21 protein-coding genes are annotated in these 23,488 nt (G+C 71.1%); 15 read left to right on the forward strand and 6 right to left on the reverse strand.

Translation table 11 applies throughout. The features are described from left to right. Window positions 1–138: 138 nt before the first annotated feature. Window positions 139–1,536 carry an MFS transporter gene (locus tag ACFYO8_RS00770; RefSeq protein ID WP_354864317.1) on the forward strand — a complete coding sequence of 466 codons (1,398 nt, stop codon included), beginning with the start codon at window positions 139–141 and terminating at the stop codon, window positions 1,534–1,536. Between the two features lie 59 nt (window positions 1,537–1,595). Here the strand turns inward: ACFYO8_RS00770 and ACFYO8_RS00775 are convergent, their stop codons facing one another. Next, entirely contained in the window at window positions 1,596–2,003 is a 408-nt protein-coding gene (locus ACFYO8_RS00775; protein WP_354864315.1) for an SgcJ/EcaC family oxidoreductase, read from the reverse strand. Between the two features lie 178 nt (window positions 2,004–2,181). Between ACFYO8_RS00775 and ACFYO8_RS00780 the strand changes: the two genes are divergently transcribed. Both ACFYO8_RS00780 and ACFYO8_RS00785 read left to right on the forward strand, forming a co-directional pair. After that, the gene (locus ACFYO8_RS00780) at window positions 2,182–2,751 is read left to right on the forward strand and encodes a DUF5987 family protein (protein ID WP_387187946.1); all 570 of its coding nucleotides are present in this window, start codon (window positions 2,182–2,184) and stop codon (window positions 2,749–2,751) included. Beyond that, window positions 2,748–4,382 (forward strand): FAD-dependent oxidoreductase, encoded by a 1,635-nt coding sequence (locus ACFYO8_RS00785; RefSeq protein WP_387256603.1) that lies wholly within the window; start codon window positions 2,748–2,750, stop codon window positions 4,380–4,382. The genes ACFYO8_RS00780 and ACFYO8_RS00785 overlap by 4 nt, the downstream gene beginning before the upstream one ends. 55 nt (window positions 4,383–4,437) lie before the next feature. Here ACFYO8_RS00785 and ACFYO8_RS00790 read toward each other — a convergent pair whose 3' ends face one another. After that, complete coding sequence (locus ACFYO8_RS00790; RefSeq protein ID WP_355014871.1) at window positions 4,438–4,881, reverse strand: SCP2 sterol-binding domain-containing protein; 444 nt, start codon at window positions 4,879–4,881, stop codon at window positions 4,438–4,440. A 92-nt stretch (window positions 4,882–4,973) separates the two neighbouring features. On the opposite strand from ACFYO8_RS00790, the gene ACFYO8_RS00795 reads away from it, so the two are divergent. The 7 genes from ACFYO8_RS00795 to ACFYO8_RS00825 all read left to right on the forward strand — a co-directional run bounded on the left by ACFYO8_RS00795 (window position 4,974) and on the right by ACFYO8_RS00825 (window position 10,674). Beyond that, window positions 4,974–5,987 carry an NAD-dependent epimerase/dehydratase family protein gene (locus ACFYO8_RS00795; protein ID WP_387256604.1) on the forward strand — a complete coding sequence of 338 codons (1,014 nt, stop codon included), beginning with the start codon at window positions 4,974–4,976 and terminating at the stop codon, window positions 5,985–5,987. A gap of 82 nt (window positions 5,988–6,069) precedes the next feature. Then, window positions 6,070–6,648: a hypothetical protein gene (locus ACFYO8_RS00800; RefSeq protein ID WP_387256605.1), complete on the forward strand. Its 579-nt coding sequence runs from the start codon at window positions 6,070–6,072 to the stop codon at window positions 6,646–6,648. A 1-nt stretch (window position 6,649) separates the two neighbouring features. Beyond that, complete coding sequence (locus ACFYO8_RS00805; protein WP_387256606.1) at window positions 6,650–7,210, forward strand: copper resistance protein CopC; 561 nt, start codon at window positions 6,650–6,652, stop codon at window positions 7,208–7,210. Then, on the forward strand, window positions 7,194–7,988 hold the full coding sequence (locus ACFYO8_RS00810) for a TIGR03084 family metal-binding protein (RefSeq protein WP_387256607.1): 795 nt from the start codon (window positions 7,194–7,196) through the stop codon (window positions 7,986–7,988). Before ACFYO8_RS00805 ends, ACFYO8_RS00810 begins: the two co-directional genes overlap by 17 nt. Window positions 7,989–8,068: 80 nt before the next feature. Then, window positions 8,069–8,743, forward strand: coding sequence for a MerR family transcriptional regulator (locus tag ACFYO8_RS00815; protein ID WP_387256608.1), 675 nt, complete (start codon window positions 8,069–8,071; stop codon window positions 8,741–8,743). Window positions 8,744–8,830: 87 nt separating this feature from the next. Beyond that, a complete protein-coding gene (locus ACFYO8_RS00820) occupies window positions 8,831–9,694 on the forward strand; it encodes a maleylpyruvate isomerase N-terminal domain-containing protein (protein WP_387256609.1) in 864 nt (287 codons plus the stop codon). A gap of 164 nt (window positions 9,695–9,858) precedes the next feature. Next, window positions 9,859–10,674, forward strand: coding sequence for a TIGR03084 family metal-binding protein (locus tag ACFYO8_RS00825; RefSeq protein ID WP_387256610.1), 816 nt, complete (start codon window positions 9,859–9,861; stop codon window positions 10,672–10,674). Window positions 10,675–10,698: 24 nt separating this feature from the next. On the opposite strand, the gene ACFYO8_RS00830 is transcribed toward ACFYO8_RS00825, so the two are convergent. The 4 genes from ACFYO8_RS00830 to ACFYO8_RS00845 form a co-directional block, all read right to left on the reverse strand. Further along, entirely contained in the window at window positions 10,699–12,027 is a 1,329-nt protein-coding gene (locus ACFYO8_RS00830; protein WP_387256611.1) for an FAD-dependent monooxygenase, read from the reverse strand. Window positions 12,028–12,091: 64 nt separating this feature from the next. Continuing rightward, window positions 12,092–12,634: a carboxymuconolactone decarboxylase family protein gene (locus tag ACFYO8_RS00835; protein ID WP_387256612.1), complete on the reverse strand. Its 543-nt coding sequence runs from the start codon at window positions 12,632–12,634 to the stop codon at window positions 12,092–12,094. 95 nt (window positions 12,635–12,729) lie between these two features. Then, window positions 12,730–13,956, reverse strand: coding sequence for a putative PEP-binding protein (locus ACFYO8_RS00840; RefSeq protein ID WP_387256613.1), 1,227 nt, complete (start codon window positions 13,954–13,956; stop codon window positions 12,730–12,732). Next, complete coding sequence (locus ACFYO8_RS00845) at window positions 13,953–15,803, reverse strand: FAD/NAD(P)-binding protein (protein WP_387256614.1); 1,851 nt, start codon at window positions 15,801–15,803, stop codon at window positions 13,953–13,955. Before ACFYO8_RS00845 ends, ACFYO8_RS00840 begins: the two co-directional genes overlap by 4 nt. Window positions 15,804–16,067: 264 nt before the next feature. Between ACFYO8_RS00845 and ACFYO8_RS00850 the strand changes: the two genes are divergently transcribed. The 5 genes from ACFYO8_RS00850 to ACFYO8_RS00870 all read left to right on the forward strand — a co-directional run bounded on the left by ACFYO8_RS00850 (window position 16,068) and on the right by ACFYO8_RS00870 (window position 23,463). Continuing rightward, the gene (locus tag ACFYO8_RS00850; protein WP_354864286.1) at window positions 16,068–16,511 is read left to right on the forward strand and encodes an OsmC family protein; all 444 of its coding nucleotides are present in this window, start codon (window positions 16,068–16,070) and stop codon (window positions 16,509–16,511) included. Further along, window positions 16,508–17,113 carry a DUF6069 family protein gene (locus tag ACFYO8_RS00855; RefSeq protein ID WP_354864284.1) on the forward strand — a complete coding sequence of 202 codons (606 nt, stop codon included), beginning with the start codon at window positions 16,508–16,510 and terminating at the stop codon, window positions 17,111–17,113. Before ACFYO8_RS00850 ends, ACFYO8_RS00855 begins: the two co-directional genes overlap by 4 nt. Window positions 17,114–17,378: 265 nt before the next feature. Then, a complete protein-coding gene (locus ACFYO8_RS00860; RefSeq protein ID WP_354864282.1) occupies window positions 17,379–17,915 on the forward strand; it encodes a phosphopantetheine-binding protein in 537 nt (178 codons plus the stop codon). Window positions 17,916–18,247: 332 nt separating this feature from the next. Then, window positions 18,248–18,457: an MbtH family protein gene (locus ACFYO8_RS00865; protein WP_357708400.1), complete on the forward strand. Its 210-nt coding sequence runs from the start codon at window positions 18,248–18,250 to the stop codon at window positions 18,455–18,457. Beyond that, window positions 18,454–23,463, forward strand: a complete 5,010-nt coding sequence (locus tag ACFYO8_RS00870) for an amino acid adenylation domain-containing protein (RefSeq protein WP_354864280.1) — start codon at window positions 18,454–18,456, stop codon at window positions 23,461–23,463. The genes ACFYO8_RS00865 and ACFYO8_RS00870 overlap by 4 nt, the downstream gene beginning before the upstream one ends. Window positions 23,464–23,488 lie beyond the last annotated feature (25 nt).

Genomic DNA, 23,488 nt, shown 5'->3' on the forward strand with positions numbered 1-23,488 from the left:
CCCGGCCACCGCCGGGCGCCGAGGTCGCTTTTCAGGAGATGCCCCGGGTTCGGGCGCGAGGCCAGACTGGGCCCGGTCGCGTCGTCCGGGTGATGCCCCGGAGCACGAACTCACCTGGCGTTCGAGCGGGAGGCGTTTATGAGCATCGTCGACGTGAAACGCAAGGCCTTCCACCATCTTCTGGTCAGCACCGTGCTGGTCTCGATCATCAATGTCACCGTCTGGTTCGGGGTCACCTTCTACGTGTACCTGCAGACGCGCTCGGTGTTCGCCACGGGAGTGATCTCCGGGCTCTACCTGGCGATGACCGCGCTGACCGGCATCTGGTTCGGCAGCCTCGTCGACCGCCACCCGAAGAAGACGATGATGCAGCTGTCGTCGGTGGTGTCGCTGGTGCTGTACCTCGTGGCTTTCGTGATCTACCAGACCGCGTCGCCGGCGTCGTTCACCGACCCGACCAGCGTGGTCCTGTGGACGCTGGTCGTGGTGCTGATGTCCGGTGTCGTCGCGGGCAACATCCGTTTGATCGCACTGCCGACGCTGGTGACGGTCCTGATCCCCGAGGAGGCCAGGGACCGTGCCAACGGCCTGATCGGCGCCACCATCGGGGTGGTCGGCGTCGTCACGAACGTGATCAGTGGCGTGCTCGTGGCGATCGACGGCATGTTCTGGGTGCTGGTCCTGGCCCTGGTGGTGCTCGCCGCCTCCGCGGCGCACCTGCGCCTCGTGCCGGTCCCCGAGCGCGCGGCGGCCGCCGACACCCGTCCGGGCGAGCCGGCCGCCAACGGGCCGGCGTCCGACGCGGGCGTGCCGGGCGGCATGGTGGACCTGCGGGGCACCATCCGGTTGATCGGCGAGGCGCCCGGGTTGGGCGCCCTGATCGTCTTCTCGTCGTTCAACAACGTCCTCGGCGGCGTGTTCCTGGCGCTGATCACCCCCTACGGACTGTCGCTGATGTCGGTCCAGGCGTGGGGATTGCTCTGGGGAGTGCTGTCCACCGGCTTCATCGTCGGCGGGCTGATCATCGCCCGGACCGGCCTGAGCAGGAACCCGGTGCGGCTGCTGCTCATCGTGAACCTCTGCCTGTGGACGGTCACCCTGCTGTTCCCACTACGGTCCTCGATCATCCTGCTGTCCGTGGGCATGTTCATCTACACCCTGCTCCAGCCGTACGCCGAGGCCTCCGAGCAGACGATCCTGCAGAAGGTGGTGCCCTACGAGCGGCAGGGGCGCGTCTTCGGCTTCGCGCAGAGCGTCGAGCAGGCTGCCTCACCGCTGGCCACGTTCCTGATCGCGCCGATCGCCCAGTTCCTGTTCGTCCCGTTCATGACCGACGGCGCCGGTGCCCGGACGATCGGCGGCTGGTACGGCACCGGCGCCGACCGGGGCCTCGCGCTCATGTTCATGCTGAGCGGCGTCATCGGCCTGATCGTCACCGTCCTGGCGATGCTGAGCCGCTCGTACCGACGGCTGAGCCGGCGTTACATGCAGTCCCCGGCGGCTTCCGCCGAACTGACTACCACCGGGCAGAGGTGAGACGAACACGCCGCCGGTGCTTTTCCACCGGCGGCGTGTTCGGTTGGCCGAAAGGGACGTCAGGAACGGTCGCGCGGGCAGTTCTGATAGACCGCGAGCACCCAGTCGTCGTTCTCCTTGACGAGGATCCACGACGCCCGGATCGCGTTCTGCGGCGCCAGCTCCTCGGCGCCGGCTTCGATCACCCCGCCCTCGGTCAGCAGCGCCACGGCACCCGGACCGAGCGGCCGGATCGCGATCGGCGTCCCGGTGACCGTCGTACCGCGGTAGGGCCCGGCGTACGCGTTCGTCATGAACTGCCTGATGGCCTCGCGTCCCTGAACGAAGACACCGGGCAGGATCAGCGTCCCGTCCTCGGCGAACAACCGGGCGAAGGCGTCGGCGTCGTGCTCACGCCACGCGTTGACCATGCGCGCCGGGACGGCGGCGATGGCGGCCTGTTCGGTGGATGCGGTAGTCGAAGTCATCGGCTCTCTCTTTCTCGACGAGACGGCGAAACGGCCGTCTCCATCGTGTCCACATCCGTGCCCGCCTAGCGCCTTCACGCGTGCGCAGCATCGTGCCGCAAGCCCAGAGATGACCCCGAACGGCGCAGCGAATGAACATGGGAATTCGATTCGACGTTCGCAGAAAGGCGGTGCAGGGATGCCACCGGAATCCACGCGGTTGACCGATTCCGAGGTGATGACGCTCGAGGCCTTCGCGGACACCATCATCCCCGGAGAGCGGCGGCACGCCACCGACCGAGCCGTCGCCGGCGCGGCCGACGGCGGGGGCGCGGTCGCGTCCGGCGCCGTCGATCTGATGGCGTCCGAGGAGGGCGGCCTCGGCGGGCTGCTGCCGACGCTCGTGATCGGGCTCAACGACCACGCGCAGGCGTACGCCGACAGGCGCGGCCTGACCCTCGACGACAGCGTTCCCGCCTTCGTCGCCCTGGACTTCGACGACCGGACCGCGTTGGCCGCCGAGCTGATGGCGCCACGCACCGACGAGCAGGACCTGTGGGTGCCGCTCGCCATGTTCAGCGTGATGGCCTGGGACACGGGCGCCTCCGTGCACACCACCGAGGCCCTGGCCGCCGGCCATCCGGGCCTGACCACGATGGGCTTCACCGGGCCCGACACCGACGGCCTGTGGCGCTTCCCGGACTTCTCCTACCGCCGGGTGCTCGCCTCCCCGCACCCGCACACCACACCCTCGGGAGATCCCGCATGACACCTATTGAGACCACCGACGTCCTGGTGATCGGCAGCGGCTTCGGTGGCGCGATCCCGGCCTACCGGCTCGCTGCCGGCGGCGCCCGCGTCGTCGTGCTCGAACGCGGTCCCTGGCTCACCGGCGAGGATTTCGAGCACGACTTCAAGTTCGGCAGCTCGAGCACCCGGGCCTTCGAGTTCACCATGGGCGACGGCATGAACATCCTCGGGGGAAACTGCGTCGGAGGTGGCAGCGTCGTCTACTTCGCGGCCATGCCACGGGCGCCCCGGTACGCCTTCGAGCGGCTCGGCGGCGCGGGACGACGGTTGTGGCCGAGCAGCATCAGCCGCGCCGCGCTCGATCCCTGGTACGACATGGTCGCCGAGTCGCTGCCGATCACCCGGCAGGACTGGAACGACGTCACGTACTCCGGGGGCCTGTTCGGGGCGGCGTGCGCGCACGCGGACCGTACGGCCAACCCGGTGCCCGCCGCCATCGACCGGGACAGGTGCACCAACTGCAACTGGATGATGTCCGGCTGCCGGTTCGACGCGAAGCGCTCACTGCTGCTGAACTACCTGCCCGGGGCGCTGGCGCACGGCGCCCGGATCCGGCCCCTGCACGAGGTGCAGCGCATCTCGCGCACCGACGACGGCTACCGGGTGCACTTCAACACCGTGGACGAGGTGGACTACCGCAGCGTCACCGGCAGCGGCGCGATCGACTGCAAGGTCGTGATCGTCGCGGCCGGCGCAGCGGCGACCCCGGCGATCCTGCAACGCTCCGAGGACGACCTCGGCGAGATGCCGGCCGCCGTGGGCCGGTACTTCTCGGGCAACGGCGAGCGGCTCAACACGGCGGTCGTCGACGAGAACCGGGTGCGTGAGGTGCTCGGCCTCTCCCGTCCCGACGGGCGGGCCTACGAGGGGTACCAGATCGGCAAGGGCCCGGTCTGCGCCAGTTGGGACCGGCTCGACGAGAACCTGCCGGAGTTCCACCGCTACTCGCTGGAGCAGCTCTACTTCCCGCCCGGCTTCGGCACGATCCTCGCTCAGGTGCGTGACGCCACCGGGCCCACGTGGTTCGGCCTCGAGAAGAAGGAGATGCTGCGCCGCTGGCAGTCGTGGCTGACCATCTTCATCATGTCCGAGGACGACAACGAGGGCGTCTTCGGCCCGCCGCCCGAGACCGGCAACGCCGACCGGGTCTCGCAGCAGATGCTCAGCCGCGGCCCGCTGCGCTACGACCCGACGGCGAACACCCGGGCCGCCTGGGCGCGGGCCGACGCGGACGTGCGTGACATCCTGGAGCGCGACGGCCTGGCCAAGGTGACGCCGTGGAGCGACGAGGTGATCGGCGCCTACACGGTGCATCCGCTGTCGTCCTGCCGGATCGGCGACGACCCGCAGACGTCCGCCCTGGACGACACGCACGAGCTGCGCAACCACCCCGGCATCTTCGTCACCGACGGCTCGTCGGTGCCCGGTGCGTTGACCGTGAACCCGGCCTTCACCATCGCGGCGCTGGCCGAGCGGGCGGTGCCCCGGATCGTCGAGGCGGTCGCCCGGCGCGGTGTCGGGGTGCGGTACGTGGCCGAGCCCCCGGAGGCGCGCACCAGCAGCCGCCGTCCTCTCCTCGCCCAGGCGTGAAACGGCCGGGTCCGCCTCGACGGACCCGGCCGCTCGCCGGTGTGGCCCCGGCCACTCAGGGCCGGGGCACGTCGAAGAGGGCGGGGAACTTGTTGATCAGACCGAGGTCACCGCGGGCCTTCAGCTTGCCGCGCAGAAAGAGCATGCGGGCGTTGGCGTTGCCGGTGGTCATCTTGACGAAGTTGACCGCGTCGAGGTGCAGCACCAGCCGCGGCGTGCGCGCCGGTCGCGGGGACACCGTGCACCGGCCGCCGGCGATCTCCAGCTCGAAGACGTCGTCCTCGCCGTCGGCGGGGCCGGTCACATGCCAGTGCACCACGGCCTGGAGGGCACCGGCGCGGTCCGGCCGGAATACGTCCGGCATGCCGGCGATCAGGTCGCCGAGAACGGTCTTGCGCCGGTCCCCGGCGACCAGCTCGCGCAATTCGGCGTCCGAGGCCTTCTTGACCTGTCGCGCGAAAGTAGCCGCGCCTTCCGCAGGGTTCACCATGGACACCATTCGTCACTCCATTCGGGTGCAAAGTGGGATTCTTCAATTCTTTTCGCCAGCCTGTACCTCAGGCCAACTCCCAGAATGCGTAGAGGTGCGCCATGACATTTCTGATCACCGGCGGCTCCGGCTTTCTCGGTTCGCACATCGCGGCCGAACTGGTCCGCCGTGGAGTTCCGGTGCGGCTGCTCGTACGGGATCCGCAGCGGGCCCGGAAAGCGCTGGAGCCGCTCGCCGACGGCGCCGCCGGTGTGCCGACGGCACTCGGGGACGTCACCGATCCAGCGGCCGTGGCAGCGGCGCTGCGCGGCTGCGCCGGGGTGCTGCACGCGGCGTCGGTCTACAGCTTCGATCCGCGCCGGCACGCCGAGATGCGCGCGGTAAACCGCCGCGGCACCGAGGTCGTGCTGGCCGCTGCCCGTGACGCCGGGGTGGACCGGGTCGTGCACGTCTCGACGTTCGGTGCGCTGCTGCCCGCGACCGGGCCGATCACCTCGGATGCGCCGGTCGGCGCCCCGCGGGAGCCCTACCTGGCCAGCAAGGCGGCGGCCGATCACGTGGCCCGGCAGTACCGGCGGGACGGGCTGCCGGTGCTCGTCACCTACCCGCCGGCCCTGCTCGGGCCGCACGACCCGCGCCTGGGTGACCAGACCCGGCGGGTGCGCGACGTGCTGCGTGGCCTCATGCCGATCTGGCCGGACGGCGGCTTCCCGATCGGGGACGTCCGCGACGCGGCCGTCTGGCACGCCGACGTCCTGATCCGCGGCGGGCCGGCCCAGCTCGCCGCGCCGGGCCGGTTCGTGCGCACCTCGGAGCTGCTACGGGCGCTGCGTGCGGTCACCGGCCGCCGGCTGCCGGCCGTGCACCTGCCGGCCGCCGCGTTGCTGCCGGTGGGCCGGCTCGCCGGGCTCGCGCAGCGGGTGCTGCCCGTGCACGTCCCGGTCGAGCACGGTGCCATCTACGTCTGCAAGGTGGCCCGCGCGCTCGACGACGCGCCGGCCCCGCGGCCGCTCGTCGACACCCTGGCCGACACCGTTCACTGGTTGCACGAAGCGGGTCACCTGAGCGCCGCCCAGGCTGGCCGGGCGGCCACCGGCAGATTGACCGGAGTCTGAATGCCGCACGGCAGAAGAATGGTGGTCTTCAGTGTGCCGATAACGTGACTCCTCGACGTCGTCACATCGGAGGAGACGAATGATGGGACAGAAATCCGGAGTTCTCGCCCTCGTGAACGGGCGCTACCACCGGGTCACGCTGCGACTCTTTCTCATCGTTGTGGTCGCGCACTGGGCCGAGCATCTCGTGCAGGCCTACCAGATCTGGGTGCTCAACAAGCCGCGCCCCCAGGCCCGCGGGGTGCTGGGACAGTTCTGGCCCTGGCTGGTCAGCTCCGAGTGGCTGCACTACGGCTACGCCATCGTGATGCTGGTCTTCCTGTTCCTGCTGTTCCCCGGCTTCTCCGGGCGCTCGAAGGTGTGGTGGGGGATCGCGCTCGGACTGCAGTTCTGGCACCACATCGAGCACCTGCTGCTGCTGATCCAGGCGCAGACCGGCACCTACTTCTTCGGCGGCACGGTGCCTACGAGCATCGCCCAGCTGGTGATGCCCCGGGTGGAGCTGCACCTGTTCTACAACTCCGTCGTCTTCATCCCGATGGTGATCGCCATGTACCTGCACCTGCGCCCGACCCCGGCCGAGCGGGCGAACGTCACCTGCGACTGTGCGGCTCCGCAGGCCAGCTTCTCGCCGGGCATTCCCCGTCCGACGACGGCCTGACATGCCGCGGCTTCTCCGGAAGGCGGTGCTGCCGCTGCTCGCGGCGTCGGTGCTCCTGCTCGCACCGGCCGCCGCGGTGGCGGCGACGGTCAGCGACCCGGCCGACGGCGCGGCCCTCGCCGCCGCGCCGCGGCAGGTCACGCTGACCTTCACCCACGCCCCGGTCGCCGAGACGTCGCAGGTGAGAGTGCTGTCCGGCGACGGCCGCCCGGTCAACGGGCCGGGCCGGCCGGTCGGCGCCGGGTTCAGCCTGACGCAGCCGGTGGGCATCGAGCGCGCCGGCGACTTCACCATCGTCTATTCGGTGACGTTCGCCGACGGCGGGCAGGAGCAGGGCACCCGCCATTTCCGTGTCCTCACCGATCCGGCCGCCGACGACAGTGGCGCTCATGCCGGGCACGGCGGCCACGACGTCGACCCGGTCAGCGCCACGCTGCTGGTCATCGACGGCCTGGTCGTCCTCGTCGTGGTCTTCCTCCTGGTCGTCCGCCGGCCGGGCGCCGCTCCCGTCGCCTGGCGCCTCCCCGCTACGGAAAGGAACCCCGATGACCGCACTGCCTGACATCTACGTGCAGCTCACCGCCCAGGGCGAGGAAGTCGACCGGCTGGTCGCGGACCTCGACGCCGCGAGCTGGGACCGGCCGACGCCGGCTCCGGGCTGGACCGTCGCCCACCAGATCGCCCACCTGACCGCCACGTTCCGGATGGCGGAGACCGCGGTCTCCGCGCCCGACGACTTCCGCGCGTTCACGGCGTCACTCGGGGGCGACTTCGACGCCAACGTGCAGCGCGCCCTCGGCGCCTACCTCACCGAGCCGCGCGACGTGCTGCTCAAGAAGTGGCGGGCCTGGCGGGTGGCGGTCGACGAGGCGCTGGCCGGGACGCCGCCCATGCAGATCGTGCCGTGGCTGGTGCGCCCCTTGCCGGCCGCGGTGTTGGCGGCGGCGGGCATGATGGAGTTGTTCGCGCACGGGCAGGACATCGCTGACGCGCTGGGCGTGCGTCGCACCTATGACGACGGGCTCCGGCACCTCGTCGACTTCATCTCCCGCACCTGGGATTTCGGATACCAGTCCCGCGCTCTGGAGACGCCCGACGTTCGGCTGCGGTTCGAGGTGGCCGCGCCGTCGGGCGCCCTCTGGACGTACGGCGCGGACGACGCGACCGACGTGATCAGCGGGCCTGCCGTGGACCTGTGCCTGCTCGCCACCCGACGCCGGCACCGCGACGACCTGGCCCTGACCGGAACCGGCGCGGAGGCGGACCGGTGGCTCGACATCGCCCAGGCGTACCGCGGACCGGCCGGCGAGGGCCGCCGGCCAGGCCAGTTCGACCACTGAGGACACGCGCGCCCCGCCGCGACCGTGCAATTACTACAGTCGACATTCCCAGCGTGCAAGATTTCTGCGGTAGCTCTGTCATGACGATCGTGGCAGACTCGCGGCAAGGTCACTCGGCGATGGGGGTGGGTTTGCGCATCTCGGAACTGGCCCGGCGGGCTGGCATGCCGATCCCCACGGTGAAGTTCTACCTCCGTGAAGGTCTGTTGCCGCCGGGGACGCCGACCGCGCGTAACCAGGCGCGGTACGAGGAGTGTCATCTGGAGCGGCTGCGCCTGATCCGGGCGCTCACCACGGTGGGTGGGTTGGAGATCGGGGCGGTGCGTGGTCTGTTGACGGTGCTTGAGGATCCGAGTATGACGTTGGCCGGGGTCTATGCGGGATTGGATCGGGTGGGAGTGACCGCGCCGCCGTATCCGGCTGACTTCGACGGCATGGAGGCGGCGAGATCGGATATCGATGCGCTGGCTGACAGGTTGGGGTGGGACGAGGAGGCCACGCGGTCGGGGCGTGAGTCGTTGGTACAGGTGCTTACCACGTTGCGGGCTCTTGGCTGTGATGCCCATGGTCGATACTTCCTGACGTTCGCGGAGGCGGCGGGCAGCGTGGTGGAGGCCGAGATGGATCTGATCAGGGGGAGCGGTCGCGATGCGAAGGCCGAAGCCATGGTGCGCAGTGTGTTGTTCGACGTGTTGATGTCGGTCATGATGCGGACGGTGCGCCGGAATCAGGTGGCTGCGCGGTTCGGCGACTGACGGCTGTGTGGTAACGGCCGCTTTTCGCCCTTTGCTGCCTGCCCCGGGAGCGCCACCCGGCCGGAATACGTTCTCGGGATGGTGCGGATGACAGTCGTGACGCAGGACGGTTGGATGCGAGCCCGGGCCGCTGTGCTCGAGACCGGCCGACGCTTCGACGCGCTCGTCAGATCCGCACCCGATCCCGCCGCGATGGCGACCGCGGAGTGGTCCATCGCCGACTCTGCCGCCCACGTGCTGTCCATCGGCTCGCTGTGTCTGCTGTTGCTCGACCCCGACGCGCCACCGCTGCCGGTGCCGGGCCTGCGCGAACTGCTGTCGAGCACAAACGTCGACACCGTCGCCGACACGAACTCCCACGTCATGCGGCACCTCACCGAGCGCGACCTGAGGGCCGTCCTGCGCGACCTGCGGACGTCGATCGAGCGCATCCTGCTCGTCACCCGCACCGCCGAACCGGCCTCCACGGTCACCTGGCTGGGCAACGCCCAGGTGACCGTGGCCGGGGTGCTCGCGCACCTCGTCAACGAGATGCTCGTGCACGGCTGGGACATCGCGCGCGCGGCCCGCCTGCCGTGGCGGATGCCGGACGCCGACGCGGCACTGTTCTTCGACCTGTTCCTCGTCGACATGATCCGCAACGACTACGGCGCGCTGCTCAACCCCTCGGTCCGTATGCCCCGTCAGCGCATCGCGGTCCAGTTCCGCTCCGCGCACACCACGACGGCGACCTTGGTGCTGCACCGGGGCCGGGTCGTGGTCGCGCCGCCCGACGACCCGTACGACGTCAGCCTGACCTTCCGTCCGGCCCGCTTCAACCTGATGCTCTTCGGCCGCGTCGGCGCGCTGCGCGCCGCGGCCGGCCGGGACGTGATCGTCGGCGGCCCCCGCCCGTGGCGGCTGCGGGCCTTCCTGCGGGTCGTGCACATGCCCAACAACGCCCGTGCCTGAACGGTGGCCCCTGCGGCCTACCCGCGGACAGAGCCGGGCCACGGCAGCGATGCGGTCGGCGCCGCCCACGGGCACGGGCGGAGACGACACGGCGAGCGAACCGCCGCAGGCTTGAGGCGTACACCGATCCGCCCCGTACCCGTTTCGACCGGAGGAATCCACACGTGACCGCACACGACGTGATCGCCGACCTGACCGCCGGTGCCGAGGACTTCGACCGAATGGTCGCCGGTCTCACCGACGAGCAGTGGACACTGCCCACGCCCGCCGAAGGCTGGACCGTCGCCCATCAGGTCGGTCATCTGGCCTTCGTCTTTCGCATCGCCGGCCTCGCCGCCGCCGACCCCGCGGCTTTCACCGCCCTGACCCAGCGCATCGGCACCGGCTTCGGCGCCTTCGACCGGGCTGTCAACGCCGCACTGGCGGAATACCTCGTGCTGCCGCGGGAAGCGCTCCTCGCCCGGTGGCGGGCCGAGCGTGACGCCGGCGTCGCGGCGCTCGCGGTCGTTCCGGACGGGACGCTCGTGCCGTGGCTCGTCCGGCCGATACCGGCGCCCGTCCTGTGCGCGGCCGGCATGACCGAGCTCTTCGCCCACGGTCAGGACATCGCCGACGCGCTCGGCGTTCAACGGCGACACACCGACCGCATCAAGCGGATCGTGGAGTTCGTCGTGCACACCTGGGAGTTCGGCTACCAGGCCAATGACCTGACCCCGCCGGCTGAGCAGTTCCGCTTCCAGGTCACGGCGCCCTCGGGCGAGCAGTGGACGTTCGGCCCGGCCGACGCGGCCCAGTCGGTCACCGGCTCCGCGGTCGACCTGTGCCTGCTCGCGACCCGCCGCCGCCATCACAGCGACCTGGGCCTCGTCGCCACCGGCACCGACGCGCGCACATGGATCGGATTGGCGCAGGCGTACCGTGGCCCGGCCGGCAGGGGACGCGCGGCCGGTCAGTTCGCCAGCTCCCCGTCGCGCGCCTGACGGCGCCGGGTCGGCCGTGGAGCCCTACGGCGCCCGCAGGGACCCGCGCAGGACCCGTAGCACGATGCCTGGCCTGAGCAGAGACGTCGGCGGCCGCACGAGGTTGAGCACCCGCAGGAACGCCGCGCCGAGCACCGCGTCGTGGCTGGCCGCGACATGCAGCCGGTGCACGAACCTGTTGGTGAGCCGCACGCGGGCGCCGCGCCGACCCGGCACCTCGGGGAACCGCAGGTCGGTGCCGACCGCGATTGCCCATGGTCCGTCGATGATCCGGGCCGCGCCGCGGAAGAAGCGAGGCGCGATCCCGGTGCCGTGTTCGGCGAGCAGGCGGCGCAGCAGCAGCGCTTCCAGCGCCGCGACTGTCATGCCCTGCCCGTAGATGGGATTGAAGCTGCACAGCGCGTCGGCGACGACCAGGTATCCGGACGGGAACCGGCGCAGCCGCTCGTACCGGCGGCGGATGCTGGCCGGAAACCGCATCGTCACCGGCTCGCCGGCCGGTGGGGCGGACCGGACGATTGCCGCGATGTGCGGCGCTGCCAGTCCCTCGGCGAATGCCGCCATGCCCGCGTCGTCGGTCGGCGGCTGCTCGCCGAGCATGCCGTTGAGCGCGATCGCCACCCGGTCACCTTCCAGAGCTGCGGCGATCCCGGCGCGGGGCGCACCCGGTACCGCGTTGGTCAGCGCGCCGAGCAGGCCGTCAAGGTGTTCCGGGCAGCGCTGGTACAGGCGGGTGACGTACGTGACGTCGACGCGGACCCGGTCCTCCGGCGGCGGCCGGTAACCGAGCTCAGCCAGCCACCGAGGGCTGCGGGAGGTGCGGCCCCCGGCGTCGACGACGAGGTCCGCCGTGATGGTGTACGGCGCCGCTGTCTGGCCGTGCGAGGCCACGTGGACGCCCGTGACGGTCATGCCGCCGGCATCGGTGAGCAGGCCGGTGACGTCGGTCCGCGGCACCAGCTCGACGCCGGGCAGCTCGGCGACCCGGGTGCGGATGACGTGCTCCAGCAGGGGTCGGCTCACCCCGACGCCGATGAGGTCCGACGGTGCCCGCCGCATGCGGTAACCGTCGTTGTACCAGTGGACCTGCTCGTGCAGGTCGACGATGGGCGCGCCGGCGTCGCGCAGCTGCGCGGTCAGCCCCGGGAACAGTTCCTCGAGCACCGACCTGCCGCGGGCCAGCAGCACGTGCAGCTGCCGGTCCTGCGGCACGTGACGGCGGCTCTCCGGTGCGGCGGGCAGCAGGTCCCGGTCGATCACGACCACCCGCGCGAAATGTTCGCTGAGCGCCCGGGCGGTGAGCAGGCCGCCCATGCTCGCACCGATCACCACCGCTGTCGCGTCGCCAGCCATGACCCGGACAGTATTGACCGAAGGTGGTCGATGTCATATTGGTCCTTGCTCGACTGTCCGGCGGTCAGCTGCCGTAGCCCTCTTCCACGATGCGTGCGGCCATCGGCAGGTAGTCCTCCGGTCGCTGGGGCGCGAAGGTGCCCAGCCCGTCGACATATCGGTTGTACATGCAGAACGCCGCGGCGATGAGCACCGTGTCGTGGATCTCGACGTCGTCGGCGCCTTCCGCCCGGGCGGCGTCGACCAGGTCGACGGTCACCGCCCGGCCGCTCTGCTGGACCGCGCCGGCGATGCGCAGCAACGCTCGCAGCTTCGGTGACACCGGCGCGGAGTCCAGGTCCGCGCGCACCTTGTCCACCACGGTCATGCCGGCGTCGAGTTGGACGGCGGCGAACGCCGAGTGCGACGAGCAGCAGAACGTGCAGTCGTTGAGACCGGAGACGTAGGCCGCGATCAGCTCCCGCTCGCCGGGCGGTATGGAGTGCGGTGCGCGCAGCAGCACTTCGGCGAGCATGTTGAGCGGCTGCGCGGTTTCCGGGCGGAACCGCATCGGGCCCGTGATTCCCGGAAACTCATGCTCGTCCACGCCCAGATCGATGTAAGCCATGTCGTACCGTGGCACGCGGCGGTCGGGGGCACATCTTCCTGCGTGCGCAGTTCTCACATCGACAGTGGCCCGCTCCACGCGCCGACCAGGGCGGGTCAGGCAGCGCGATCCGAGGGCCGCAGGACGTGCCGGAGTTCCGAGACGCACATCATGTACCCGGTCGGCGTCGGCAGCCGGTCGAGGTAGTAGCGCAGGTCGGCGCCGAGCGCGAACACCCGGGTCGGAGTGCCGGTGCGGCGCGCGTCCTCGATCACCCGTCGCAGCCCGTCGAGGACGGCCGGGTGCCGGGTGCGGTAGGAGTCGGCGACAAGGTGGTTGCTGCGGTCGGCGGCGAGATAGAACTGCACCAGGTCCTTGGTGCCGACGAACAGCTCGTCGGCGCCGGCGGCGCAGATGTCCGACGTGGCGTGGACCGCCGCCGGTGTCTCGATGAACGCGGACAGGGGCGTCTCGGTCGACAGGCCGAGGTGCGGTCGCAACTTCGCGAACTCCTCGGCGTCGGTGAGGAACGGCGCCGAGAGGTGCACCAGGCCGGCCTGAGCGCCGAGCTGCGCGCGCAGGGTGTCCAGCATGACGTGCAGCGCCTCGGGATAGGCGGCCGACCGGAGCAGCCACCGGGTGCCGTGCAGGCCCATGTCGGGGTTGGGCTCACTCGGCACCGTGGCCTCACCGGTGATGTGGGCGGCGTCGTTGGAGCGCAGGTCGAGCATCCGCAGGATCAGCCGCTGGCCCGGCCGGAGCGCTTCCACGCAGGCCCGCAACTGGTCGGCGATCGCGCGTCCGTAGGCGTGCACCGCAGCCCCGCCGCGCAGGGCGTCGATCGGGCTGAGGCCCGCGGAGAAGCACAGGAACTCCTCCCGGACGAAGAACGACTCGACGGCCGTCGTACCCCGAGCACTCGCGTTGAGGCTGCGGATGTCCCGAAGGTCGGCGATCACCGCGCAGGCCGAGCCGAGAACGTCCGGTGGCGGACCGGCCCGGCCGATGGCCGCCGCGTCGGCGCCGCCGCCGGCGCCGACGACGACTGTCGCCCGCTCCAGGTCGAGCGTCACCACGCCGACGAGCTTGTCGAGGTCGCCGGGGTCGACGCGCAGGACGGGGATGCCCTTGGCGCGACAGACGGACTGCATGTGGCCGGTGCGCCCGCCGGAGCCGCAGACGACGGCGCGAGCGGTCGTGAGAGCGTCGTACAGCCTCGGGGTGAGCGTCTGTGCGACGACGACGGAGCCCGCCACCGGTCGTTCGGTGCGGTTGCACGGCCCCTCCACCACGGATGTGGCTCCGCCGATGAGCAGCACGCCACGGATCTGTCGTTCGGTCACGGGTACTCCGCCTCTCCCTCGTTCGTGATGCCGAGCTGCCGCCGCAGCTCGCGTGGCGTCACCGAAATGTCAGTGAGCTTCTCGAGCGCCGCCTGGTTGACCGCGGCGCGCAGCAGCCGGTCACCCTCCTCGGCGCGTACGCCGTGGAAGTGATCGGAGCGCAGGCGACCGGTCAGGGTTGCGTCGAGGCGTTCCCGCTCGGCCCGGGACCGCGCGGCGAGTCGCCTGACCTCCAGGGTGACGGCGTGCGCGAACCCGTCGCGCGTCGCCTCGTCGTCGGTGAGCGTGCGGCGCAGTTCCGCCGCGGCCCGGCGTGCCGCACCGTCGCAGCGCAGTTCGAGCCGTTCGAGAACGTGCGCGGCGACCATGACGGAGTGGTTCTTGATCGCGGCGAGGTTGAACGCGAAGGCGCCGGTACGGCCGTTACGGACGATCTCGTCGCCCTCGCGCATGACCCCGATGGCCGAGAGCGCCTCGACCGGCTCGCCGTCGGGCCGAAGGGGCGTACCCCGGGTGTCGACCTCGATGCCGCGGCCGGTGCGGTGATGGGGAGTGACGACGTTGTCGGCCAGCAGGTTCGTCCACAACGGAGATGCGACGTGCGTGTAGTCGAACTCCCGGCCGAAGTTGCACACCACCAGGTCGGCGGAGAGGACGCGGGTGCCGGCCCGCGTCGCCACGGCGACGTCGAGTCGTCCCGACGCCGCCGGGTCGACGTCCTCGATCCGGCCGACGACGAGCTCGACCGAGCCGTGGTCGGGGGACATGGCCTGCTCCACGATGGCCGTCGTGTAGGGCACCGCGCCGACTCGCAGCGAGGCGATCTGCGTGCTGAACTCCTTGAGCAACTGCCGCAGCTCGTCGGTCGGGATCTGCGCGATGACCCGGGGGAGGTGGGGCTCCCATGCCTTCGCCACCCGTTCGGTGATGATCCGCCGGTGGATGTCGGGGTGCTCCGCGCCGACCGCGGCGCAGGCGGCCTCCCACTCGGCGTGGAGGCGTGCCAGGAAGTCCGACCGGTCCCGGTACGGCTCGAACAGTCGCTCAGGGGCAGGGAGCTGGACCACGCCGTGCTCGTGGTGCTCGGGGTACGCACGCGGCATCGTGCCCGACTTGGAGACCAGCCGGATGGCGCCGGTGTGCCCCTGGCGCAGGAGCAGGGCCACGGAGTCGTACGCGCTCAACACCGATCCGACGACCACGACGCTCGCCTCGGGCGGGGTTGCCAGCAGCCGCCGCACGCCCTCCTCGGAGTACGGGTGCCGAATGAACGCGTCATGTCCCAGCACCTGGCTGGCGAACGCCGGCTCCCGGAGCTCCATGCCGGTCGCGAGGATCACGTGATCGGCCGTCAGGGTCTGCGTGTGCCCGGCGCCGTCGCCGGAGCACAGCCGGATGGAGGCCTCGACGTGGCCGGCTCGGATGTCGAGGTCCACCGCCTCACCCTCGGTCTCGACGAGGTCCACGCCGGGGTACGCCTCCGAGCGTGCTCCGGTGATGCGATCAGTCAGGTAGTCGTGGTAGATCCGGCGTGGAGCGGGGCCGTGTCCGACGAACGTGAAGTCTCCCCACGGCGCGGTCCATCCGCTGCGATCGGCCTCGTGATTGGCCCAGCGGACGAAGTCGTGGACGTCCTCGCGGAACGCGGACATCCGGCCGGCCTGGATGTTGAACACGTGATCCCAGGGGTTGCCGTCCCGGTGGTACGCCACGCCCGCGTAGCGGTAGTCCCGGCGACGCTCAAGCAAGACGATCTCGATGGGCTCGCGGGCGAACTGCAGGAGCCGGATGGCTGTCGCCGTGCCGGCAAGCCCGGCACCGACGATGAGGACCCGAGGACGATGCATTCCTGCCTCCTTTGTGGATACCGGCAGCATGCATCGCCCGACGCCTGTGGATCAATTTCCTCCTCCTGAGCGACGCCGTTCATCATTCCCGAGGATCCGTTCGATGGTGGCGGCCGGACGCGCGACGGTGCCACTTCACCAGTGCTGAAACCGGCGGCGCATCGGACCACACGCCTATCGCCGGGATGAGGGCGGGTTGTCGGAACGTCGACAGGCGCGGCACGATGGGCAGCCGGCGTGGTGGCCTGTTTCGAGGTGCCGATCATGACCTCGCGAAAGGGGAATGCCTACATGGACCAGATGACGGTGGCTCTCACCCAAAGCGGGCATACGGCAACCATTGCCAGCATTCGCGATTACACCATCGTGATGGACCGTCCGTCCTCGAACGGTGGATCGGACGCGGGCCCGATGGGCGGTGAGACGCTGCTCGCCTCGGTCGGTGGCTGCTTCATGAGCACCCTCTACGCCGCCGCCGAGGCCCGGTCCACCCGGGTCGAGGGCGCGGCCTGCCGCGTCACCGGCGTGTTCGAGGCGAACCCCCGGCGATTCGGTGCGATCCACATCGAGGTGTCCTGCGACTCGTGCCCGACTGCGGACCTCGAACACCTCGTCGTGGTCGCCGAACGCGGCTGCCTGGTGGCCGCGACCCTCAGGCAGGGCATGAAGGTGACCGCGTCGGTCGCCGCTGCGCCCGCCGCCGGATGAGCAGCGAGACCGTTGCCGAAGTGCGCACGATGGAAGATGCGCTGGTTGTCGCCTACCGATACCTTCCGGTTTGTGACCATGCCGATGGAGCCGAGCGGTGGCGTTCCGTGTCCGCCGGTGCTGTCGCCCGTCTAGCCCGCACTGCGAAGGAATACACGATGATGGATGACACGCACACCCGGACAGCCCCGTCCACCGGTTCGTCGGTCCCGGCCACCGAGCGACAGTCGATCTGGAAGCACGGGGTCGTCGCGGCCGTCGTCGCCGCGATCGCCACAACCGTCCTCGCGGCGATCGCCTCGGCTGTGGGTGTCTCGTTCAGTGACGGCACCGGTGAGAGCATCCCACTCCCCGTGTTCACGGTGCTGACGCTGATCTTCTCGCTCGTCGGCGTCGGAATCGCCGTTGTCATGGCGCGCAAGGCACGTCGGCCTCGGTCCACATTCCTGCGGACGGTGGTGGCCCTTCTCGTGTTGTCCGTCGTCCCGAGCCTCGCGATCGGGTTCGATGCCGGCTCTGCGGTCACCCTGGTCGCTCTGCACCTGGTCGCCGCTGCGATCGTCGTGCCGGTCCTGCTGAAGCGGCTCCCGCCCACGCGCTGACCCGGCCGCCGCGCCGCTGCGCTTGACCAGTTCCCGCCTCCGTCACCAGCGGGGCACCGACGCCGGTGCCCCGCTGGGTCGTAGCTGATCCACATCGGCCTGGCCCGCTTGCCTGTCACCCCTCGAAGCTCATCGACACGATCGGCCTGTGCTGCCTCTGAGCAGGCTCGGCATCCGCGCAATCTGGGAGACAGCTCCCATGCCCTCGCGTGCGAAGGTAGCCCGGAAGCCTTGGATGGAGCCTCGATTGGAAGGTGAGCGGCTGATGGCTACTGCCGTGATCCAAAGCGTGCGAGATGCCCTGACCGACTACCCCGGGCTCACCGAGGTCGCGGTCCTGGCCCACGAGCACGAAGCCCTCGGCCATGTCCTGGTGGCCTACATCGTGCTGCGTAGCGTCGGCCTCAACCTCGCCGAGCTGTACAAGCACCTCAGGAAGCGGCTGCCGGGCAGCTTGGTGCCGGCCGCCGTCACCGTCGTCGACGCCATTCCGGTCAAATCCGGGGGATCGGCCGACCCGCACGCGTTCCCCCAACCCGACCTACGGGGCCTGATGCCCTACCGGCCGCCGGACACTCCCCGCCAGGAAGCGCTCTGCACGATCTTCGCCGAGGTGCTCGCCCGGCCCCGGTGCGGCATCGACGACAACTTCTTCACCCTCGGCGGCGAGTCGATCGACGCCATGCTGATAGCCAGCCGTGCCAGCGCGGTAACCGGCCGGGACATCTCGATGGATGACCTCTTCGACGCGCCGACCGTCGCGGAGTTCGACCGGCTTCTGGACCTCATGCCGCTCAAGTAGGCCCCCGAGACGCCAGGCCGGCCGAGGCGGGCGATGTTCGTACCGGGGAGGAATCCCGACGTCGCGCGCCGCCGCCACCGACGGCCCAGGGCTCGGTCCGATTCCCGGGTCCGGGGCGTGACCGAGCCGGGCGCGATTCCTGAACCTCGCCTCGTGGCCCGGGCTCCGGCACGGGCGGCCCGCACCCCGTCGGCGCCCGAATCGCATGGGCAACTGTGGAGATGCACCGGAATGAATGGGCCGGGCAGGGTGGTCAGCGAACCGCCCGTCGTAGCGCGGCAGCGATGAGAGTCAATTGGCTGACCGGGTCTGTCAATCGGAATGAGGTTGCCATGGCTAATCCGTTTGAGGACGCTGACGCCCTGTACCTGGTCCTTGTCAATAACGAGGGGCAGCACAGTTTGTGGCCTTCCGGAATTGCCGTCCCAGATGGTTGGGCCACCGCGCACGACACGGATTCCCGATCGAATTGCCTTCGATACGTCGAAGAACATTGGACTGACATGCGCCCGCAGAGCCTGGTCCGGGCGGAACGGGCGTGAGTGCCGTGGAAACGCTGACGGAGGCGCAGCGGGACCTGGTCGTCTCGCGGTGGAACGACACGGCGCGGGACGTGCCGGAAACGGTGTTTCCGGAGTTGTTCGCGGCGCAGGCGGTGCGGACGCCGGACGCGGTGGCTGTGGAGTTCGGTGGTGTGTCGTGGTCGTACGCGGAGTTGGATGCGCGGTCGAACCGGTTGGCGCGGTATCTGGTGGGGTTGGGTGCGGGGCCGGAGCGGGTGGTGGCGGTGGCGTTGCCGCGGTCGTTGGAGATGGTGGCGGCGGTGCTGGGTGTGGTGAAGGCCGGTGCGGCGTATCTGCCGGTCGATCCGGGGTATCCGGCGGACCGGATCGCGTTCATGCTCGCCGACGCCGCCCCGCGTCTGCTCGTCAGCGACCGGGCCACGGCGGTGCGGCTGCCGGACGTGTCCGGCGTCGAGGTGATGAACATCGATGACCCTCGGGTGGCCGAGTCGGTGGCCCGGCAGGACGGCAGCGGTGTGCGGGACGCGGACCGGCTCGCGCCGCTGCGTACCGCCCACCCGGCGTACGTGATCTACACGTCCGGGTCCACCGGGCGGCCCAAGGGCGTGGTGGTCAGCCACCGCGGCCTGGCGAGCCTGTCCGGCTTCCTCATCCGGACCTTCGAGATCGGGCCCGAGTCACGGGTGGGACAGGTGGCCTCGCTGAGTTTCGACGCGGCGGTCATGGAACTGATGATGTCGCTGCCCGCCGGAGCGGCCCTGGTCCTTCCCGAGCAGGGGCAACTGGCCGGGGAGGCGCTCGCGGACACGCTGCGCGAGCTGCGGGCCACTCATGCCCTGGTCGGGCCGGCTTCCCTGGCCGGGGCGACCACGGACCAGATGCCCGGCCTGGAGTGTCTGATGGTCGGCGGCGAGGCGTGCCCGGGCGAGATCGCCGCCGAGTGGTCGAAGGGCCGGCGGATGTTCAACGCCTACGGCCCGACCGAGGCGACGGTGGCCACGACGATGAGTGGGCCGCTGTCGGGAGGGGACGCCCCGCCGATCGGGAGACCGATCTGGAATGCGCGGGCGTACGTGCTGGACGATCGGCTGCGGCCGGTGCCGCCCGGTGGGGCGGGGGAGCTGTACCTGGCCGGGCCGAGCCTGGCGCGGGGTTACCTCGGCCAGCCCGGTCTCACCGCCGGACGATTCGTGGCCTGCCCGTTCGCGTCCGGGGAACGGATGTACCGGACCGGCGACCTGGTGCGCTGGCGCGATGACGGCGAGCTGGAATACCTGGGCCGCGTCGACGAGCAGGTCCAGGTCCGCGGGTTCCGGGTCGAGCCGGGCGAGATCGAGGCCGCGCTGGCCGGGCAGCCCGGGGTGGCCCGAGCTGTGGTGATCATGCGGGAGGACCGCCCCGGCGACCAACGCCTGGTGGGCTACGTCGTGCCGGCTGCCGGAAGCGAGCTGGACCCGGCCGGGATCCGGGCAGCAGTGGCGGAGACGCTGCCTGTCTACATGGTGCCCGCCGCCGTGGTGGTCCTGGACACCCTGCCGTTGACGGTGAACGGGAAGCTGGACCGGCGGGCGCTGCCGGCCCCGACGTTCGTCGGCGGCGGCGGCCGGGCGCCGTCCACGCCCGCCGAGGAGATCCTGTGCGATCTGTTCGCCCAGGTCCTCGGCGTGGACCGGGTCGGCGTGGACGACAACTTCTTCGACCTGGGTGGACACTCGCTCCTGGTGGCCCGGCTGATCAGCCGGGTGCGGTCGGTGCTCGGGGTGGAGCTGGAGATCCGGGCGGTGTTCGACCATCCCACCGTGGAGTCGCTGGCGCGGTCGCTGGACAGCGTCGGGGCGGCCCGGCCACCGCTGGAGCCGGCGGACCGGCCGGCGCGCCTGCCGCTGTCGTTCGCCCAGCAGCGGTTGTGGTTCCTCGCGCAGGTGGAGGGGCCGAGCACCACCTACAACGTGCCGTTCGCGTGGCGGCTGCGGGGGCGGGTCGACACCGCCGCGCTGACCGCCGCCCTGGGCGACGTGGTCCGGCGGCACGAGACGCTGCGGACCGTGTTCCCGACCGTGGACGGGCAGCCGTACCAGCGGGTGGTCCCGGCCGCGCTGGCGGCGCCGGAGGTCACGGTGGTGCCGGCCCAGGAGAGCGAGCTGCCGGCGCTCACCGAGCGGGCGGCGCAGTACGTCTTCGACCTGGCCGGTGAGCTGCCGGTGCGCGCGTGGCTGTTCGTGCTGGGACCGGAGGAGTGCGTGCTGGTGTTGCTCACGCACCACATCGCCAGTGACGGCTGGTCGCTGGGCGTGTTGCTGGGGGACCTGGGGCAGGCGTACGAGGCGCGGCTGGCCGGCCACGCGCCGGAGTGGACCGACCTGCCGGTCCAGTACGCGGACTACACGCTGTGGCAGCGCGGCCTCCTGGGCGGCGACCAGCACGGCGGCGGCGTGCTGGCTCGGCAGGTGGAGTACTGGCAGTCGGCGCTGGCCGGGCTGCCCGAGCGACTTGAGCTGCCGTTCGACCGGCCCCACCCGGCCCACCGCTCCTATCGGGGCGGGCAGGTCGCGGTGGACGTGGACGCGGCCGTGCACCGCGGGCTGGCGGAGCTGGCGCGCCGGCACCAGGTGACGCTGTTCATGGTGCTCCAGGCCGCGCTCGCGGTTGTGCTGTCCCGTTCCGGCGCCGGCGCCGACATCCCGATCGGCGTGCCGGTGGCCGGTCGAGGTGGAGACGAGAGACTGCACAACCTGGTCGGGTTCTTCGTCAACACGCTGGTGTTGCGGACCGACCTGTCGGGTGACCCGAGTTTCGGGGAGCTGCTCCGCCGCGTCAGGGAGCAGGACCTGGCGGCCTACGCGCACCAGGACGTCCCCTTCGAGCGGCTGGTGGAGGTGCTGAACCCGGTCCGGTCGACCACTCATCACCCCCTGTTCCAGGTGACGCTGGCCTCCGACGACGACACCAGCCGGGACTGGCAGGTCCACGGCCTGGAGTCCACGAACCTGCCGCTGCCCGAGCAGTCGGCCAAGTTCGACCTGTCGCTGACGTACCGGTCGCGACATGAGCCGGACGGCGCCCCCGGCGGGATCGGCGTCACGCTGGAGTACGCGGCGGACCTGTTCGACGCGAGCACCGCGCAGGCCCTGGCGGAGCGGCTGGTCCGGCTGCTGGGCCACGTCGCCGCCGACCCGGGTCAGCGGATCAGCGGCGTGGAGCTGCTGTCGGCGGCGGAACGCGAGCTGGTCCTCTCGCGGTGGAACGACACCGCCCGGGACGTGCCTGGTGTGGTGTTGCCGGAGTTGTTCGCGGCGCAGGCGGCGCGGACGCCGGACGCGGTGGCGGTGGAGTTCGGTGGTGTGTCGTGGTCGTACGCGGAGTTGGATGCGCGGTCGAACCGGTTGGCGCGGTATCTGGTGGGGTTGGGTGCGGGGCCGGAGCGGGTGGTGGCGGTGGCGTTGCCGCGGTCGTTGGAGATGGTGGCGGCGGTGCTGGGTGTGGTGAAGGCCGGTGCGGCGTATCTGCCGGTCGATCCGGGGTATCCGGCGGACCGGATCGCGTTCATGCTCGCCGACGCGACGCCGATCGGGATGCTCACGACCCGGCAGCTCGACGCCGACCTGCCCGCCGCGGGCGTGCGGGTCGTCCTCGACGACCCGGCGGTGGCCGCCGCGGTGGCGAGCCAGCCCGACGGCGAGGTCGCCGACGGGGAGCGGATCGCGCCACTGCTGCCCGGTCATCCGGCGTACGTGATCTACACGTCCGGGTCCACCGGGCGGCCCAAGGGCGTCGTCGTCAGCCACCGGGGCCTGCCCAGCCTGGCGGCGTTCCTGGTGCACACCTTCGAGACCAGGCCGGGGTCACGGGTGGCGCAGCTGCTCTCGCTGAGCTTCGACATGTCACTCGTGGAGCTGCTGTTGTCGTTGACCGCCGGAGCGGCGTTGGTGCTTCCCGAGCAGTGGCCGCTGGCCGGGGAGCCGTTGGCCGAGGCGTTCCACGAGCTCGGCATCACCCACGCGATGGTGGCGCCCAGCACGCTCGCCGGTGCGACGCCCGCCAAGGTGCCGGACCTGGAGTGCCTCATCGTCGGGGGCGAGGCCAGCTCCGCCGAGCTGATCGCCGCGTGGTCGGCGGACCGGCGGATCTACAACGGGTACGGCCCGACCGAGGCGACCGTGGGTACGACGATGAGCCGGCGGCTGTCCGGCGGCGGGGAGACACCGCCGATCGGGGTGCCGATGTGGAACGTGCGGGCGTACGTGCTCGACGAGCGGCTGGGTGTGGTGCCGCCGGGGGTGCCCGGGGAGCTGTACCTGGCCGGGCCGTGCCTCGCGCGGGGCTACCTGAACCGGCCCGGGCTGACCGCGGAGCGGTTCGTGGCCTGCCCGTTCGCATCCGGTGAGCGGATGTACCGGACCGGTGACCTGGTGCGCTGGCGCAACGACGGCCAGCTGGAGTTCCTGGGCCGGGTCGACGAGCAGGTCAAGCTTCGGGGCTTCCGGATCGAGCTGGGCGAGATCGAGGCCGTGCTGGCCGGGCAGCCCGGTGTGGCCCGGGCCGTGGTGGCGCTGCGGGAGGACCGCCCGGGCGACCGCCGCCTGGTCGGGTACGTGGTGCCCGAGGCCGGCCGGGCGCACGAGGTGGACCCGGCCGCTGTCCGGGCCGCGGTGGGCCGGGCCCTGCCCGGACACATGGTGCCGTCCGCCGTGGTGGCCATCGACGAGCTGCCCAGGTCGGTGAACGGGAAGCTGGACCGGCGGGCACTGCCCGCCCCGGACTACGCCGCGGGCCCGGCCCGGGGACCGTCCACCCCGGCCGAGCAGGCCCTGTGCGAGTTGTTCGCCGAGGTGCTCGGGGTGGACCGGGTGGGCGTCGACGACAACTTCTTCGACCTGGGCGGGCATTCGCTGCTCGGCGCCGTGCTCGTCGCCCGGTTGGAGAGCCAGCTCGGTATCAGGATCAGCCTGCAGAGCTTCCTCGCCGACCCGTCCGTCGGTGCGGTCGCCGGTCAGGCGCCACCGCAGACGACCGGACAGTCCTGATCGACACGAGACGACCTCCCGGAGG

Source organism: Micromonospora sp. NPDC005257 (assembly GCF_042872445.1).
GTDB lineage: Bacteria > Actinomycetota > Actinomycetes > Mycobacteriales > Micromonosporaceae > Micromonospora.